We start from the raw sequence: 16,256 nt of genomic DNA on the forward strand, positions 1-16,256 counted from the left end.
GATGCCCGGCAACCAGGTCGTGACGCTCGACGTGTGGCGGGTGCCGCGTCGGGCCGTGCCGCGGGCGCTGCTCCGGATGGCGTGGCTGCCCTGGGCACTGCGCCGGCGGCGGGACGTCTCATTCGTCAAGTTGCTCGGCACCGCCCGCGGCTTCGGCGTCGCCGCGGCGGACCCGGTGCGGTGGGCGGCGCTCACGGTGTGGAACGCTCACGCGCGTCCCATCGACGCTTTCGACCGGATCGCGGCCGCGCACGTGCGGCTCACCTTGCGCCCGACGGCGTCCCGCGGCCGGTGGGCCGGCCGCGAACCGTTCACCGTCGAGGCGGCGAAGGGGGACCGGCCGGTGCTCGTGCTCACCCGGGCCCGGCTGCGGCCGACGCGCGCCGCGACGTTCTGGCGGACCATCGGACCGGTCGCCGCGACACTAAACGACGCAGATGGTCTGCTCACGGCCTTCGGAATCGGCGAGGCGCCGATAGGCTTCCAGGGCACGGTGAGCATCTGGGCCGGCGGCCGGCAGGTCAACGCGTTCGCGTACCGTACGGCCGAGCATGCCGAGGTGGTACGCACGACACCGGTCCGCCGGTGGTACGCGGAAGAGCTGTTCGCCCGCCTCGAAGTGACGGAGGTCACGGGCGAACGGGAGGTGATCGGTTGGAGCGCGGAGCAGGCATGAGACTGGTCGCCTGGCAGGCTGCCGACCTGCTGCGCCACCTCGACGCCGCGATCAGCGTCTACGGGCAGGCCATGGGCTACCCGCAAGACCTGCTGGAGACCCGCAAGGGCTACGTCGCCGCGCATGCCCACCGGCCCGACTTCCGGGCGGTCGCCACCCTCGGCGAGGGCGACGAGCTGCTCGGCTTCGGGTACGGCTACCTGTCGGCGCCCGGCCAGTGGTGGCACGACCAGGTCGCCGGCGCGCTGCGCCGGGAGCAGCGGCGCTGGTGGCTCACCGACTGCTTCGAGCTGGTCGAGCTGCACGTGCGTCCCGACGCGCAGGGGCACGGCCTCGGCGCGCGCCAGTTGGCCGCGCTGCTCACCGGGCCGCGGCAGCGCACCGTGGTGCTGTCGACGCCGGAGGCCGACGAGACGCGGTCCCGCGCGTGGCGGCTGTACCGCCGGTTCTTCTTCTCCGACGTGCTCCGGCACTTCTACTTTCCCGGCGACGACCGCCCGTTCGCGGTGCTCGGCCGGCAGTTGCCGCTCAGCGATCTGCCTTCGTGATCTTTGCGGCCCGGCGGTGGCCCTGGCTGCTGCTGGCTTTCCTGGTGCTGCTGCAGATCGGCTATCCGCTGGTGTCCGGCGGAACCCGGGCCGCGCTGGTGATGGTCACCGTGGTCGCGGGGTTCGGGTTGAGCGTGGGCCATGCCGCGGCCACGCGCGGTCCGCGCGTGGCGGCACTGCTCGTCGTGGTCACGTGCCTGGGTGGACTCGCGACAGAGGCGCTCGGTGTCGCCACCGGCGTGCCGTTCGGCCACTACGACTACGGCGACGCCCTGGGCCCGAAGCTGGCCGGCGTGCCGTGGGTGATCCCGCTGGCCTGGACCTGGATGGCGTGGCCGGCGTGGCTGGCGGCCGGGGTGCTGGCCCGCTCGCGGCCGGTCCGGGCGTTGGTGGCCGGCGTGGGGCTGGCCGCGTGGGACCTGTTCCTCGACCCGCAGATGGTGGCCGAGCGGTACTGGGTGTGGTCGGGGTCGTTCACCGGGCTGCCGGGGGTGCCCGACGTTCCGGTGCGTAACTACCTCGGCTGGCTGCTGGTCGCCGTGGTGATGATGGCGCTCCTGTCCGGTGCGACGGGTGATGGCGACGACCGGCCGATGCACGCCCTCTACCTGTGGACGTACGGCTCCTCCGTGCTGGCGCACGCGGTGTTCCTCGGGCTGCCCTGGTCGGCGCTGTGGGGCGGGCTCGGGATGGGGCTGGTGGCGGTGCCGTTGGGGGTGCGGCTGTGGCGTCCACGGTCGTAGCGGTCTGCTCGGGGCTGGCGGTGCTGGTCGCCCTGCACGTCGTCGTGAACGCGCGGCTGTTGCGTCGATTGCCCATGTCCGAAAGCACGGCCGAAAGCGCCGCCGAAAGCGCGGCCGCCAGTGCCGCCGCCAGTGTCGCCGTGCTGCTGCCGGTCCGCGACGAGGCCGACCGCGTCGGGCCGTGCCTGCGCTCCCTGCTCGCGCTCGACGGCGGCCCGGAGCTCCTCGTTCTCGACGACGGCTCCACCGACGGCACCGGCGACCTGGTCCGCAGCCTCGGGATCCGGGTGATCGACGGCGACCCGCTCCCGGCCGGCTGGCTCGGCAAGCCGCACGCGTGCCACCAGCTCGCGCGGGCCACCGACGCCGACGTCCTCGTGTTCGTCGACGCCGATGTGGTGCTGACGACCGACGCGGTGACCCGCGCGGTGGCCGGCCTGGACGGCTTCGACCTGCTCACGCCGTACCCGCGGATCGTCGCCACCGGGCTCGGGCAGCGGCTCGTGCAGCCGTTGCTGCAATGGTCGTGGCTCGCGTTCCTGCCGCTGCGGGCGATGGAGCGCTCGCGCCGCCCGTCGCTCGCGGCCGCCGGGGGGCAGTTCCTCGTCGTGCGCCGGTCGGCGTACGTGTCCGCGGGCGGGCACGCGGCGGTGCGGTCCGCGGTGCTGGAGGACGTGGAGCTGGCGCGGGCGGTGAAGCGGTCCGGTGGCCGGATCGCGCTCGCCGACGGGTCGGCGGTGGCAACCTGCCGCATGTACGACTCGTGGCCGCAACTGGTCGACGGCTACACGAAGTCGTTGTGGGCGTCGTTCGGGTCGGCGGCCGGTGCCGTCGGGGTGGTGGCGATGCTGGTCGCGCTGTTCGTGGTCCCGGTGGTCGGTCTTCTCATGTCGCCTATATACGCATCTTTCGGGGTATTGGCCGGTGTGCTGTCGCGGGTGGTCGCCGCCCGCGCCACCGGCGGCCGGGCCTGGCCCGACGCGCTCGGCCACCCCGCGTCCGTGCTGCTGTTCGGCTGGCTGGTCGCCCGCTCGTTCCGGCGCCGGCACAGCGTCACCTGGAAGGGCCGGCGGATCACGTGACGAACGTGGTGATCATCGGTGCCGGCGTCGGCGGCCTGGCCACGGCCGTGCGCCTGGCCGCGGCCGGCCACACGGTGACGGTGTTCGAGCAGGCCGACGAGGTCGGCGGCAAGCTCGGCCGGCTCGTGGTACCGACCGGCTCCGGTGAGTTCCGCTTCGACACCGGCCCCAGCCTGGTGACCCTCCCGCACGTGTTCGCCGACGTCCTGCCCGACCTCGACCTCGTCGAACTCGACCCGATCGTGCGCCACCGCTTTCCCGACGGCTCCGAACTGGACTCGTGCCGCGACCCGGACGAGTTCGCCACCCGCATCGGCGCGCTCGCCGGCCCGGACGCCGCCGACGACTGGCGTCGCCTGTGGCGGCGGGCGGCCCGGGTGTGGGACACGTCGTGGCGGCACATCCTGACGCGTCCCCTCACGTCACCGCTCGACGTGGGCCGGCTGGCCTGGCGCCTGCGCGACCTGGCCGCGGTCGCCCCCGGCCGGACCCTGCGCGGCCTGGGCCGGTCGACGCTGCGCGACCACCGGCTGCGCATGCTCCTGGACCGCTACGCGACCTACGCCGGCGCCGATCCGCGCCGGGCGCCGGCCGCGCTGGTCGCGATCCCCTACGCCGAGCTGCACTTCGGGGGCTGGTACGTGCCGGGCGGCCTGGCCCGCATCGCCGACGCGCTGCTGGCGGCGGCGCAGTCGCGGGGCGTGGCCGTACGCCTGCGTACGGCCGTCGCCCGGATCGAAACGGCGGGGGGACGCGCGTGCGGCGTCACGCTCGCCGACGGGACCCGGGTGCCGGCCGACGTGGTGGTGGCGAACGCCGACGCGGAACACGTCTACCGCGACCTGCTCCCGACGCCGGCCCGCCTGGCGAAGCTGGCCGACCGCAGCCTGGCCGGCTTCGTGGTGCTGCTCGGGCTGCGCGGCACCTCCGACGCCGCCCACCACACGGTGTACTTCCCGGCGGACTACGACGCCGAGTTCGACGCCGTCTTCGGTGGCCGCATCCCGGCCGACCCCACGGTCTTCGTGACCGCGGCCGCCGACGACGCCGTGCGCCCGCCCGGCCACGAGGGCTGGTTCGTGCTGGTGAACGCCGCGCCGCAGGGCGCGGTCGACTGGACCGTTCCGGGCCGGGCCGACGCGTACGCCGACCGGATCCTCGACCTGCTCGCCGAGCGCGGCGCCGACGTCCGCGACCGCGTGCTGTTCCGTGCGGTGCGCACGCCGGCCGACCTGCGCGACCGGGCCGGGGCGCCGGGCGGCACGATCTACGGCACGGCGGCACACGGCCTCACCGGGCTGCTCCGCCCGGCCAACCGGGGACCCGTGCGGGGGCTGTTCCTGGTGGGCGGCTCCGTCCATCCCGGCGGCGGCCTGCCGATGGTGCTGCTGTCGTCGGCGATCGTTGCCGCCCAGATCGGGTGACGCCAGATCAGGTGACGTCGGTGAGGTCGCCGGTGGTGAGCCGGCGCAGCTCGTCGGGCGTGATGGGGAACACGGCCTGGGGAATGCCGCCCGCCGCCCACACCTCGTCGTACTCGAAGAGCGCCTTGTCGATCAGCGTGCGCATCTGCGTGCCCTCGACGGTCGGATGGACCGGGGCGACCCCGCCGATGACCTGGCCGGTGTGCCGGCGGACGAAGTCCGGGGCGGCCCGCCGGACGACCGTGACACCGGCCACCTCGGCCAGCCGGGCCGTGTTGGCGCGGTGGGCGCCGGACGTGAGCACCAGCAGCGGTGCCCCGTCGGCGTCGAAGATGAGTGAGTTCGCGATCTGCCCGACCTCGACCCCGAGCGCCGCGGCGGCGGCCACCGCCGTGTGCACGGCGGAGGGAAGGGTACGGACCCGCGACGGCGAGCCGTCGGTGCGACGGGCACCGGCGGCGTCGAGGGCATCCTGAACGGCCTGCACGTTGGGATGGACCGGCATGGCAGCAATCCTGCCTTTTCTCAGCTGAACGATGGGGGAGGGGCGGGTTCCAATTCGGTACGTCGTCCCCGCGTCCCCTCGATGGCCGGCACGGCCGCGATCGCCGCGACCACCGATGGCCGCACCAGCGCGGCGAGCGACAGCGTCGCGACGCCCGCGCCCAGCCAGATCGCCGCCCGCACGCCGAGGGCCGTGCCCACCGCGCCGCCGAGCAGGGCACCGAACGGGATCGGCCCCCACGCGGCGAAGCGCATGGTGGCGTTCATCCGGCCGAGGAGGTGGTCGGGGCAGATCCGCTGGCGCAACGTGACGGACACGACGTTGAACGCGATGATCCCCGCCGCCGACAGGCCCGTGCCGGCGACGTAGCAGATCAGGCCGGTACCGCTCGTGGTGAGCGGGACCAGGAGAAGACCCAGATGGGACGCGACGGCGGCGCCGACGAGCGGGCGGGCCACGCCGAACCGGCGGGTGAGCGGGCCGACCGCGAACACGCCGGCGAGCCCACCCAGGCCGGTGACCGTGCCGAGGACCCCGATGACGGCGGCGTCCAGGCCGACCACCCGCAGCAGGAAGATCACGTGGAGGGCGCGCTCCATCGACCAGAACAGGACCGTCCAGGTGCTGTAGACCGTGAGCGCGCGCAGCACCGGGTGACCGAGTACCAGGCGGAGCCCGTCCGCTATCTCTTTCCGCAGGTTCCGCGGCTGTGCCGTGGGCGTGGGCTCCGTCCGGCGGATGGTTCGGATGCAGACGGCCGACCAGGCGAAGCTGGCGGCGTCGACGAGCAGGGCGACGGGTGCCGTGAGCACCTGGACAGCGGCGCCGGCCACCGACGGGCCGGCGGTGTAGGCGGCGCTGCGACTGAGTTCCATGCGGCTGTTCGCCGTCGTCAGCGCGTCCCTGCCGACCAGGTTCGGCAGGTAGGACTGGCCGGCGACGTCGAAGAACACCGTGGCCACCCCGACGGCGAAGACCACGACGTAGAGGTGGGCCAGGGTCAGCACGTCGCCGAGGACGGCCGCGGGGATCGACGCGATCAGCGCCGCGCGGGCGAGGTCGGCGGCGACGAGGACGGGGCGGCGGCGCATCCGGTCGACCCAGGCGCCGGCGGGCAACCCGACGAGCAGGAACGCCGCGTACTCGGCCGCGGTGAGCGCGCCCATCTGGAAGGTGCCCGCGTCGAGCGTGACGGCCGCGGTGAGGGGGAGCGCGAGCATCCCGATCTGCGTACCGAACTGGCTGATTGTGTGCCCGAGCCAGAGCCGCCGGAAGTCTCTCACTTCTTGAGCCTCATCGGCTCATCTTTGGGGATGCGCTGAGCGCTGTCAATGCCGGGTGAGGACGGCGACCCGGCGGACGGCGGCCGCGATCCTCGGCCGTTCCCGGGCGTAGTCCCGTAGGTCCTCTATGGCCAGCCTGGCCAGGTCTATCTGCTGGCCGGGAGGGGCGTCGAGGGCGAGCCGGACGGTGTCCCGGGCGAGCGCGACGCGGCCGTTCCCGTGGGTGTCGGTGGCGTTGTCGAGCAGGTGGGCGAGGGTGTCGAGGGCTCGGTGGAGTTTGTCAACGCCTTGTTGACGCTGGCCAGGGGTGCCGCCCAATCGGGCCCGGCGCTGCTCGGCCGCCTGGCGGCTGGCCAGGCCCAGTGCCGCCGCGATCTCGGCCCAGCTCGCGCCGCCGGCGCGGGCGGTGTCGATCGTGGACCGTTCGAACTCGTCGAGCGCCGCACGCAGGAGCGGGACGTCGCCAAGGGCGTCAATCGCCGCGGCTCGCGAGGACGGTGGACGGCGGAGCGCCGCGATCAGGGCGCGATGGTCGGACACCGTCCCATTATGTCAATGATCCGTTGACGCGCGACACTAGAACGCGCGTTCGAGTGTCGCGTTGCTTTTTTGTCGTACCCGGGGTGTACTGTTATCCGTGTTCGAACGACTGTTCGAATGAATCTCGGGAGGCGGCGATTCGCGGCGCCAGTCGTCCCGAGCCTGCGGTTCGCGACCGCACGGCCGGATTTTCGCGGGTCCGGCCCAGATGGTGGGGTCCTCACCCACCTCCCCCGACCCCCGGGCGGTGGGTGAGGACCTGGCCGGCCGGGCGTGGTGTGGGGAAGCACCACCCCGGCCGGCGCGCCCTCGGTCGCGAGCCGGGCAACACACGGGGGTGAGGGAGGCGCACACCATGGCGACCAGGCGATCATCCGCTCCGTTGTCAGCCGTGCCGGCAGACAGTCCAGCGCAGAGCCCGTTCCCGGCGGGCGGTCCGGCGGTGCCACCAGGCGCCGCTCCCATCGCCCCCATCCGTCAGGAGTTGCCGGTGCCCGCTCACGCCCTGCCGCAGCGCACCCCGCGCGAGCTGCTCACCATGGCCCGGCGTGGGCTGGAGGAGGCCGCCACCATGCGGCCCGACGGCCTGCGTTACGCCACCGCCCACCTGGCCGCACTGCGCGCCGCGGCGGCTGTGCTCGCCGCGCGGGCCATCCCGTCGCCGGGTGTGCGCCGCAGCCGGCCCACCAGCGTGTGGACCCTGGTCGTGATGGTCGCCCCCGAACTGCGCGACTGGGCCGCGTTCTTCGCGGCGGGTGCCGCCAAGCGGGCCGCCGCCGAGGCGGGCATCCCGCGCGTGGTCACCGCCCGCGAGGCCGACGACCTGATGCGTTCGGCCGAGCAGTTCATCGCGGTGGTCGAGGTCGGCCTCGGCTTCGCCTACCAGCCGATCCTGGAGGGCCTCGCGAGCTGACCCGCGTTCCGGCGGGTTCATACATCGACGGCACATTCAACGGCACAGCGGAAACAGGGCACTAAATGTCCGGGGGTATTGCGGCGCTGCAACTTGTCCGCGAGGCGGGCCTGGGAGACCTGGTCCGCCCCGGGAGCGAGCACGCCCCGGGCGAGTTGGGCAGCCAGCGGGTGCTGCCGGTGCGTCCGGAGCTGCGGCCGTTGTTCCCCGGTGGCGGCTTGCGGCGCGGCAGCGTCATCGCGGTCGCCACGGCCGCGCCGCTCAGCGGACAGTCAGTCGGGCCGCTTGCCGGGCGGTCGGCGGGGCCGGCCTCTGGGCCGTTCGCGGATCGTGCCGCCGGGGCGTTCGCCGGGCGTGCCGTTGGGCGTTCGGGTGAGCGGGCCGCAGAGGTCGTCGTGCGTCCGGCGGCGACGTCGTTGCTGCTGTCGGTGCTCGCCGAGGCGTCGAAGGCGGGGTCGTGGTGCGCGATCGTGGGGGTTCCCACGCTCGGGGCGGGCGCCGCCGCGGAGCTCGGGGTGGCGCTCGATCGGCTGGCGTTCGTCCCCAACCCCGGGCCCGAGTGGCCCACGGTGGTGGCCGCGCTGCTCGACGGCTTCGACATCGTCGTGGCGAGCGCGCCGGGAACGATCGCGCCGGCCATTGCCGGCCGGCTCGCGGCGCGGGCCCGGCAACGCGGCGCCGTCCTGATGCCGTACGGGGCCTGGCCCGCCGTCGACCTGACCCTCGACGCGTCCGACCCGGCGTGGCACGGCATCGAGACCGGCCGCGGCCGGCTCCGGGGGCGCCAGCTCACCGTCACCGCCCGTGGACGCGGTGCGGCCAGCGCCCCGCGCCTGACCCACCTCTGGCTGCCGCAGCCCAGCGGCATCCTGCCCCCACCGAGCGGCGAACTGCGTCCGGCCAGCGGTGACCTGGCGACGGTGCATCACCTCCGCGCGCATGAGGAGGCCGGGTGACGGCGGCCCGCACGCTCGCCGTCTGGTGCCCCGACTGGCCGGTGATCGCCGCCGAGATCGTCGACGGGGTGGCGGCCACCGGGATGGTGGCGGTCATGCATGCCAACCGGGTGCTCGTGGCGTCGCCGGCGGCCCGCGAGGAAGGCGTGTTCCGGGGGCTGCGCAAGCGGGAGGCGCAGGGGCGGTGTCCGGACCTCGTCGTAGTCGAGCATGACCCGAACCGGGATGCCCGGGCGTTCGAACCCGTGGTGGGTGCGGTGGCCGACTTGGCGCCGGGGGTCGAGGTGGTGCGGCCGGGCGTGCTGGTGCTCGCCGCCCGCGGGCCGGTGCGTTACTACGGCGGCGCGGAGGTCGCGGCCGAGCGGCTGGTGGAGCACGTCGCCCAGGAGTGCGGGGTGGAGGCCCAGGTGGGCATCGCCGACGGCACGTTCGCCGCGGTGCTCGCCGCCCGCGCCGGCCGGATCGTCGGGTCGGGGGAGACGGCCGCGTTCCTCGCCGACCTGAACGTGGCCGCGATCGGCCGGCCGGCGCTGGTCGACCTGTTGCGGCGGCTGGGCATCCGCACCCTCGGCGAGTTCGCCGCCCTGCCCGCGGCCGACGTCCTGGCCCGGTTCGGGTTCGACGCGGCGCTCGCCCACCGCCACGCGGCCGGCGACGACGACCTGCCGCTCGCCCCCCGGCAGCCGCCGCCCGAACTGGCGGTGTCCGAGACGTTCGACGAGCCCGTCGAGCGGGTCGACGCGGCCGCCTTCGCCGCCCGGGCGCTCGCCGAACGGCTGCACGCCGGGTTGGCCGGGCACGGGCTGGCCTGTACCCGGCTCGGCATCGAGGCGCGCACCGAGGCCGGCGAGGAACTGCACCGCACCTGGCGGCACGACGGTCTGCTCTCCGCCGCCGCGATCGCCGACCGGGTCCGCTGGCAGCTCGACGGCTGGCTCACCGGCACCGGCCGGCGCGGCGAAGCCGGCGCCGGCATGAGCGCGAGACCCACCGCCGGCATCGTCCACCTGCGCCTGATCCCCGACGGCGTCCTCGCCGACGGCGGCCTGCAACTGGGCCTGTGGGGCGACGCCGGTGCCGAACGCGACCGGGCCCACCGGGCGATGACCCGGGTGCAGGGCCTCCTCGGACCCGCCGCCGTGCTCATGGCGGTGCCGAGCGGCGGGCGGTCGCCGGCCGAGGCGGTGCGCTTCGTGCCGTGGGGCGACGAGCGGCTGCCCGAGCGTCCCGTCGAACCGCCGTGGCCGGGCCGGATCCCGGCGCCCGCCCCGGCGACGGTCTACCCCGACCCGCTCCCCGCCGAGGTCCGCGACGCCGCCGGCGCGCCGGTGACGGTCAGCGGCCGGCTGGCGCTGTCGGCGCCGCCGGCCCGCCTGGTGACCGGCACCGACGACGTCGAGGTCGTCGACTGGGCCGGCCCGTGGCCCGTCGACGAGCGCTGGTGGGCGCCGGCCGAGGCCTACCGGGCGGCCCGCTTCCAGCTGGTCCTCGACGACGGCCGCGCGGTGCTGGCCGAGCTGTCGCGCGGCACCTGGCACATCACGGCGCTCTACGACTGAGGACACCATGGGCTTTAGCAACCCCGACATTCCGTGGCACGAGCTGGAGCGGCGGCTCTCCGGCCGGGAACCCGGCAAGCCCGGCAAGGGGACCGACGGCTGGGGAACCGGTATACCCGACGCGCCGCTCGTGGTCGACCCGATCGTGGCCGACGCCGACGGCGGTGACGCCCCCGCGTGGGGCCGCAAGCGCCCCGGGTACGAGGCGCCCGACATCGCGCCCGTGGAAGACGCCGTCCCCTACGCCGAACTCCACTGCCACACCAACTTCAGCTTCCTCGACGGCGCCAGCCACCCGGAGGAGCTCGCCGAGGAGGCGAGGAAACTCGGGCTCACCGCGCTCGCCGTCACCGACCACGACGGCTTCTACGGGGTGGTGCGGTTCAGCCAGGCCGCGCGTCAACTGAACCTGCCCACCGTCTTCGGCGCCGAACTGTCGCTCGACCTGCCCGGCCCGCAGAACGGGGAGCCCGACCCGGTCGGTCGCCACCTCCTCCTGCTCGCCCGCGGCGCCGACGGCTACGCCAGGCTGAGCAGCGCCATCTCGCAGGCCCACTTCGTCGGCGGCGAGAAGGGCCGGCCCGTCTACAACCTCGATCTGCTCAGCGCCCAGTTGCACGGGCACGTCCAGGTGCTCACCGGTTGCCGGAAGGGCCTGGTGCCGCGAGCGCTCACGACGCAGGGCTGGGCAGAAGCCAGGAAGGAACTCGACCGGCTGACGCACCTGTTCGGCGCCGACGCCGTCACCGTGGAACTGACCGACCACGGCCTGCCCGACGACGACGAGCGCAACGACGCCCTGGCCATCCTCGCGAAGGAGAAGGGGCTGCGGGTGGTCGCGACGAACAACGTCCACTATGCGACGCCGGCGCGGCGCAAGCTCGCGACGGCGCTGGCCGCGGTGCGGGCCCGCCGGAGCCTGGACGAGATCGACGGGTGGCTGCCCGCGGCCGCCGGCGCCCACCTGCGCGGCGGCGCCGAGATGGCCGAGCGGTTCGCCGCGTTCCCCGACGCCGTCCCCACCGCCGCCGAACTGGGCGCGCAGCTCGCCTTCGACCTCAACCTGCTCGCGCCCAGCCTGCCGCCGTACCAGGACAAGGCGAAGGACCACACCGAGATGAGCTGGCTGCGCAAGCTCACCTACGAGGGGGCTCGCAAACGCTACGGAGAAAACCCGAAAGCCTTCAAACAGATCGAACACGAGCTCGCGATGATCGAGACGATGAACTTCCCGGGCTACTTCCTGGTGGTCTACGACATCGTGAAGTTCTGCAAGGACAAGGACATCTACTGCCAGGGCCGGGGCTCGGCGGCGAACTCGGCGGTCTGCTACGCGCTGGGCATCACGAACGTCGACTCGGTGAAGCACGGCCTGCTGTTCGAGCGGTTCCTGTCGCCGGAGCGCGACGGCCCGCCCGACATCGACGTCGACATCGAGAGCGACCGGCGCGAGGAGGCCATCCAGCACGTCTTCGAGAAGTACGGACGGCGGCACACCGCGCAGGTGGCCAACGTGATCTCGTACCGGCCGCGGTCGGCGGTGCGCGACGTCGCCAAGGCGTTCGGCTACCCGCCCGGCCAGCAGGACGCCTGGAGCAAGCAGATCGACCGGTGGGGCAACCGGGCCGACGCCGAGGGCATCCCGCCGCAGGTGGTGGAGTTCGCCACCGAGGTGCAGACGTTCCCGCGGCACCTCGGCATCCACTCCGGCGGCATGGTGATCTGCGACCGTCCGGTGGTCGAGGTGTGCCCGGTGGAGTGGGGCCGGATGCCCAACCGGAGCGTGCTGCAGTGGGACAAGGACGACTGCGCCAGCGTCGGCCTGGTCAAGTTCGACCTGCTCGGCCTCGGCATGCTGTCAGCCCTGCACTACGCGTTCGACATGATCGACTCGGTCCTCCATCTCGACAACATGCCGCTGGAGGACACCGAGGTCTACGACATGCTGTGCCGGGCCGATTCCGTCGGTGTCTTCCAGGTCGAGAGCCGGGCCCAGATGGCCACGCTCCCGCGCCTCAAGCCGAGGGTGTTCTACGACCTGGTGATCGAGGTGGCCCTCATCCGTCCCGGCCCGATCCAGGGCGGCTCGGTGCACCCCTACATCCGCCGCAAGAACGGTCTCGAAGAGGTCACCTTCCCGCACGAGAAGCTGGAGAAGACGCTCAGGAGAACCCTGGGCGTCCCGCTGTTCCAGGAACAGCTCATGCAGATGGCCATCGACGTCGCCGGGTTCAGCCCGGCCGAGTCCGACGAACTGCGCCGGGCCATGGGATCCAAGCGGTCGATGGAGAAGATGGCCAAGGTGCGCGAGCGCCTCTACACGGGCATGGCGGCCAACGGCATCACCGGCCCGCTCGCCGACGACCTCTACACCAAGCTCGCCGCGTTCGCGAACTACGGCTTCCCGGAGAGCCACGCGATGAGCTTCGCCTACCTGGTGTTCGCGAGTGCGTGGCTGAAGCGGTACCACCCGGCCGCGTTCTGCGCCGCGCTGCTCAACGCCCAGCCGATGGGCTTCTACTCGCCGCAGTCGCTGGTTGACGACGCCCGTCGGCACGGCGTCACGGTAAGACGCCCCGACATCAACGCCAGCAGGGCCAAAGCCGTCCTGGAGCCGCCGCTCCAGGAAGGAGGAGCGCGCAACGGGAAGAAGGAGCCGCCGCAGTACTGGGGCGTCGGCGGCCCGGTCGTCAGGCTCGGCCTGGAGAGCGTGCGCACCATCGGCGCGGAGGTGGCAGAAAAGATCGAGGCGAACGGTCCGTACGAGGACATGGCCGACCTGTCTCGCCGGGCCGACCTGTCCACCGCCCACCTGGAGGCGCTGGCGACCGCCGACGCGTTCGCCTGCTTCGGGCTGAGCCGCCGGGAGGCGTTGTGGGCGGCCGGCGCGGCCGCACAGGAGAAGAGTGGACGCCTGCCCGGCACCACCACCGGCCTCGACGCGCCGACGCTGCCGGGGATGGACCCGGTGGAGGGCCTGATGGCCGACGTGTGGGCCACCGGCCTGTCTCCCGACGCGCACCCGGTGCAGTTCGTGCGGGAGCACCTGACCGCCGGCGGGGTGCTGTCGATCCAGGACCTCACCGGGATCGGCCACGGCCGGCGGGTGCACGTCGGCGGCATCGTCACCCACCGGCAGCGGCCGGCCACCGCGGGCGGGGTCACGTTCATCAACCTGGAGGACGAGACCGGCATGCTGAACGTCACCTGCACGCCGGGGCTGTGGCTGCGCTTCCGCAAGGTGGTGCGGCTGTCGAACGCGCTGGTGATCCGGGGAATCCTGGAGAACGTCGAGGGCGTGCTGAACCTGCGGGCCGATCACGTGCAAGCATTGGCGATGCCCACAAGATCAGCGTCGAGAGATTTCCGATGATGCAGCCCGCAACCGTGCTCACCATCGCCGGCTCCGACTCCGGCGGCGGCGCCGGCCTCCAGGCCGACCTCAAGGCGTTCGCGCTGAACGGCGTGTTCGGCACCAGCGTGGTCACCGTGCTCACGGCGCAGAACTCCGCCGAGATCCGGGCCATCGAGAAGGTACCGGCCGCGTTCGTCACCGCTCAGCTGGACGCGGTGCTGGCCGACCTGCCGGTCGCGGCGGTCAAGACGGGCATGCTCGCGAGCGAGGAGACGGTACGGGCGGTGGCCGGGTACGCGCCGCGGCTGCCGAACCTCGTGGTCGACCCGGTGCTCGTCAACTCCGACGGTGTCCAGCTGTTTCCGTCCACTGTGGACAGTGCGTACCTGGAGGGACTCTTCCCCCACGCGGCGGTGATCACCCCGAACCTGCGCGAGGCGTCGCTGCTCACCGGCCGGAAGATCATTTCGGACGACGACATGGCCGCCGCCGCCACCGAACTGGCCGCCACCGGGGCGGGGTGCGTGGTGGTCAAGGGTGGCGGCCGGCCCGGGATCGAGGCGGTCGACGCCGTGTGGCACGAGGGCTCCGTGCGGTTCCTGCGGTCTCCGTGGGTCGGTACGCGGAACAACCACGGCACCGGGTGCACGTTCGCCGCCACGACAGCGGCCCTGCTCGCGCAGCGCGTCCCCGTCCAGGATGCCCTTGACCGGGCGAAGCGTTACGTGCAGGCCGCGCTGGAGCGCGGCGCGGCCTGGCAGATCGGATCGGGCCACGGCCCGTTGGGGTGGCCCACCGCAACCGACCACTAGGCTGCCAGCGTGGACCGAACCAACAGCGTCGTGTGGGCGGTGCTGCGGCAGGAACTCGACCGGGCGGCCCGGCCGCTCGCGATCGTCGACGTCGGCGGCGGCACCGGCGGGTTCGCGGTGCCGCTGGCCCGGGCCGGGCACCGCGTCACCGTGGTCGACGCGAGCCCCGACGCGCTGGCCGCCCTCACCCGCCGCGTCGCCGAAGACACGGGGAAGGTGCACAGCGGCGGCATCAGCGCCGTGCAGGGCGACGTCGACACGCTCGGTGACGTCGTGGAGCCCGGCAGCGCCGACCTCGTGCTCTGCCACAGCGTGCTGGAGGTCGTCGACGACCCGGCCACGGCGGTGAAGGCGATCGCCGCCGCGCTGCGACCGGGCGGCGCGGCCAGTGTCGTCGTCGCGAACCGGGCGGCGGCCGTGCTCGCCCGCGCGATCAACGGTCACCTCGACGCCGCGCACGCGCTGCTCACCAGCCCCACCGGCAGCACCGGTGGCACCGACCGGCTCCGCCGGCGGTTCGACGCCGCCTCGGCGTCGGCGCTGCTCGCGTCGGCGAACCTCGCCGTGGAGCAGATCCACGGCGTACGCGTGATCGCCGATCTGGTGCCGGGCGTCACCCTCGACAGCGAACATGAGCAGGTGCGCGCGATCGAGACCCTGGCGGCGACGCTGCCGCCGTACCGGGACGTGGCAACCCAGCTGCACCTCCTGGCCCGGCTATGACCCTTTTCTCCGACGTCCGGCCGAACTACGGTGCGGGCTCGCTGGCCGACGTCCTGCCCAGCGCGCTCGCCGCGGTCGGCGTCTCCGGGCCCGATCCGCTCGGGCTCCGCGCGGCGCTGGGGGCGCCGCGCCGGGTCGCGGTTCTTCTGGTGGACGGGCTGGGCTGGCACCAGTTGCCGATCGCGGCGCCGCACGCGCCGACCCTGGCTGCTCTCGAGGGGCGGCCGCTGACCGCCGGGTTCCCGTCGACCACACCGACCAGCCTGGTGACCCTCGGCACCGGCGTGCCGCCCGGCGCGCACGGGGTGCTCGGGTTCTTCCTGAACGTTCCGGGCACCGACCGGGTGCTCAGCCACATCCGGTGGGACTCCGACCCGCCGCCCACGACCTGGCAGCCCGTCGACCCGGTGTTCGTGCGGGCCGTTCAAGCCGGGATCCGCTCCGTGGTCGTGAGCCGGCCCGAGTTCGAGGGCAGCGGGCTCACCGTGGCTGCCTACCGGGGAGCCGAGTTCCGGGGCGCGACCGGGCCCGACGAGGTGTCCGCGGCCGTCCTGCATGCTTTGTCGGAATCGCCGCGCGCGCTCGTGTACGCCTACCACGGCGACGTCGACCGCACCGGCCACGACTTCGGCATCGACTCGCCGCAGTGGCGGGAGGCGGTCGCCGGGGTCGACCGGCTCGTCCGGATGATCGCGGAAGGGCTGCCGTCGGACGCCGTGCTGCTGGTCACCGCCGACCACGGGCAGCTGAACATCCCCGCCGACCGGCGGATCGACATGGCCGACGACCCGCGACTGCGGGCCGGCGTGGCGGTGGTGGCCGGCGAGCCGCGGGTCCGGTACCTGCACACCGCTCCCGGCGCCGCTCCGGACGTGCTGGCCGCCTGGCGCACCGTCCTCGGGCCGGCGGCCTGGGTCGGCACCCGCGAGGAGGCGATCTCGACCGGCCGGTTCGGGCCCGTCTCGCCGTCCTTCTCCGACCGGATCGGCGACGTGGTGGCCATCTGCCACGACGACTGGGTCGTGCTCGCCACCGGCCTGGAGCCCGCCCCGATCGCGCGGATGGTCGCTTTTCACGGGTCGTACACGGCCGCGGAGATGGAGATCCCGCTTCTTGTCGTACGGGGCGGCTAGCGTG

14 protein-coding genes and 1 pseudogene are annotated in these 16,256 nt (G+C 73.7%); 12 read left to right on the forward strand and 3 right to left on the reverse strand.

Annotated features, from left to right (window positions below):
* The first annotated feature begins 1 nt into the window (after position 1).
* The 5 genes and pseudogenes from Vau01_RS45365 to Vau01_RS45385 all read left to right on the forward strand — a co-directional run bounded on the left by Vau01_RS45365 (position 2) and on the right by Vau01_RS45385 (position 4,473).
* Positions 2-676, forward strand: coding sequence for a monooxygenase (locus Vau01_RS45365; RefSeq protein ID WP_204006572.1), 675 nt, complete (start codon positions 2-4; stop codon positions 674-676).
* The gene (locus tag Vau01_RS45370) at positions 673-1,224 is read left to right on the forward strand and encodes a GNAT family N-acetyltransferase (protein WP_204006573.1); all 552 of its coding nucleotides are present in this window, start codon (positions 673-675) and stop codon (positions 1,222-1,224) included. Before Vau01_RS45365 ends, Vau01_RS45370 begins: the two co-directional genes overlap by 4 nt.
* Positions 1,221-2,022, forward strand: a pseudogene (locus Vau01_RS45375) (carotenoid biosynthesis protein); the annotation flags it as partial. The gene Vau01_RS45370 and the pseudogene Vau01_RS45375, both read left to right, overlap by 4 nt.
* Before the next feature lie 19 nt (positions 2,023-2,041).
* Positions 2,042-3,049 (forward strand): glycosyltransferase family 2 protein, encoded by a 1,008-nt coding sequence (locus tag Vau01_RS45380; RefSeq protein ID WP_204006634.1) that lies wholly within the window; start codon positions 2,042-2,044, stop codon positions 3,047-3,049.
* A complete protein-coding gene (locus tag Vau01_RS45385) occupies positions 3,046-4,473 on the forward strand; it encodes a phytoene desaturase family protein (RefSeq protein WP_204006574.1) in 1,428 nt (475 codons plus the stop codon). The genes Vau01_RS45380 and Vau01_RS45385 overlap by 4 nt, the downstream gene beginning before the upstream one ends.
* Before the next feature lie 7 nt (positions 4,474-4,480).
* Here Vau01_RS45385 and Vau01_RS45390 read toward each other — a convergent pair whose 3' ends face one another.
* From Vau01_RS45390 to Vau01_RS45400, 3 genes are read right to left on the reverse strand one after another with little or no spacing between them, the layout of a single operon-like run.
* Positions 4,481-4,978: a YbaK/EbsC family protein gene (locus tag Vau01_RS45390; protein WP_204006575.1), complete on the reverse strand. Its 498-nt coding sequence runs from the start codon at positions 4,976-4,978 to the stop codon at positions 4,481-4,483.
* A gap of 20 nt (positions 4,979-4,998) precedes the next feature.
* Positions 4,999-6,261 (reverse strand): MFS transporter, encoded by a 1,263-nt coding sequence (locus Vau01_RS45395; protein WP_204006577.1) that lies wholly within the window; start codon positions 6,259-6,261, stop codon positions 4,999-5,001.
* A gap of 45 nt (positions 6,262-6,306) precedes the next feature.
* A complete protein-coding gene (locus Vau01_RS45400; protein WP_204006645.1) occupies positions 6,307-6,801 on the reverse strand; it encodes a hypothetical protein in 495 nt (164 codons plus the stop codon).
* A 355-nt stretch (positions 6,802-7,156) separates the two neighbouring features.
* Here Vau01_RS45400 and Vau01_RS45405 point away from each other — a divergent pair, with 355 nt between their 5' ends.
* The 7 genes from Vau01_RS45405 to Vau01_RS45435 all read left to right on the forward strand — a co-directional run bounded on the left by Vau01_RS45405 (position 7,157) and on the right by Vau01_RS45435 (position 16,252).
* Complete coding sequence (locus Vau01_RS45405; RefSeq protein WP_204006578.1) at positions 7,157-7,714, forward strand: SAV_6107 family HEPN domain-containing protein; 558 nt, start codon at positions 7,157-7,159, stop codon at positions 7,712-7,714.
* A 77-nt stretch (positions 7,715-7,791) separates the two neighbouring features.
* The gene (gene imuA' / locus Vau01_RS45410) at positions 7,792-8,670 is read left to right on the forward strand and encodes a DnaE2-dependent mutagenesis accessory factor ImuA' (protein WP_239152373.1); all 879 of its coding nucleotides are present in this window, start codon (positions 7,792-7,794) and stop codon (positions 8,668-8,670) included.
* Complete coding sequence (locus tag Vau01_RS45415) at positions 8,667-10,229, forward strand: DNA polymerase Y family protein (protein WP_204006579.1); 1,563 nt, start codon at positions 8,667-8,669, stop codon at positions 10,227-10,229. The genes imuA' and Vau01_RS45415 overlap by 4 nt, the downstream gene beginning before the upstream one ends.
* A gap of 7 nt (positions 10,230-10,236) precedes the next feature.
* A complete protein-coding gene (locus tag Vau01_RS45420) occupies positions 10,237-13,602 on the forward strand; it encodes an error-prone DNA polymerase (protein ID WP_204006580.1) in 3,366 nt (1,121 codons plus the stop codon).
* Positions 13,602-14,396: a bifunctional hydroxymethylpyrimidine kinase/phosphomethylpyrimidine kinase gene (thiD, locus tag Vau01_RS45425; RefSeq protein WP_204006638.1), complete on the forward strand. Its 795-nt coding sequence runs from the start codon at positions 13,602-13,604 to the stop codon at positions 14,394-14,396. The genes Vau01_RS45420 and thiD overlap by 1 nt, the downstream gene beginning before the upstream one ends.
* A gap of 9 nt (positions 14,397-14,405) precedes the next feature.
* Entirely contained in the window at positions 14,406-15,119 is a 714-nt protein-coding gene (locus Vau01_RS45430; protein WP_204006581.1) for a class I SAM-dependent methyltransferase, read from the forward strand.
* On the forward strand, positions 15,116-16,252 hold the full coding sequence (locus Vau01_RS45435) for an alkaline phosphatase family protein (protein WP_204006582.1): 1,137 nt from the start codon (positions 15,116-15,118) through the stop codon (positions 16,250-16,252). The genes Vau01_RS45430 and Vau01_RS45435 overlap by 4 nt, the downstream gene beginning before the upstream one ends.
* Positions 16,253-16,256: the final 4 nt, after the last annotated feature.

The sequence above is a fragment of the Virgisporangium aurantiacum genome (genome assembly GCF_016863635.1).
In the GTDB taxonomy this organism is placed as follows: domain Bacteria; phylum Actinomycetota; class Actinomycetes; order Mycobacteriales; family Micromonosporaceae; genus Virgisporangium; species Virgisporangium aurantiacum.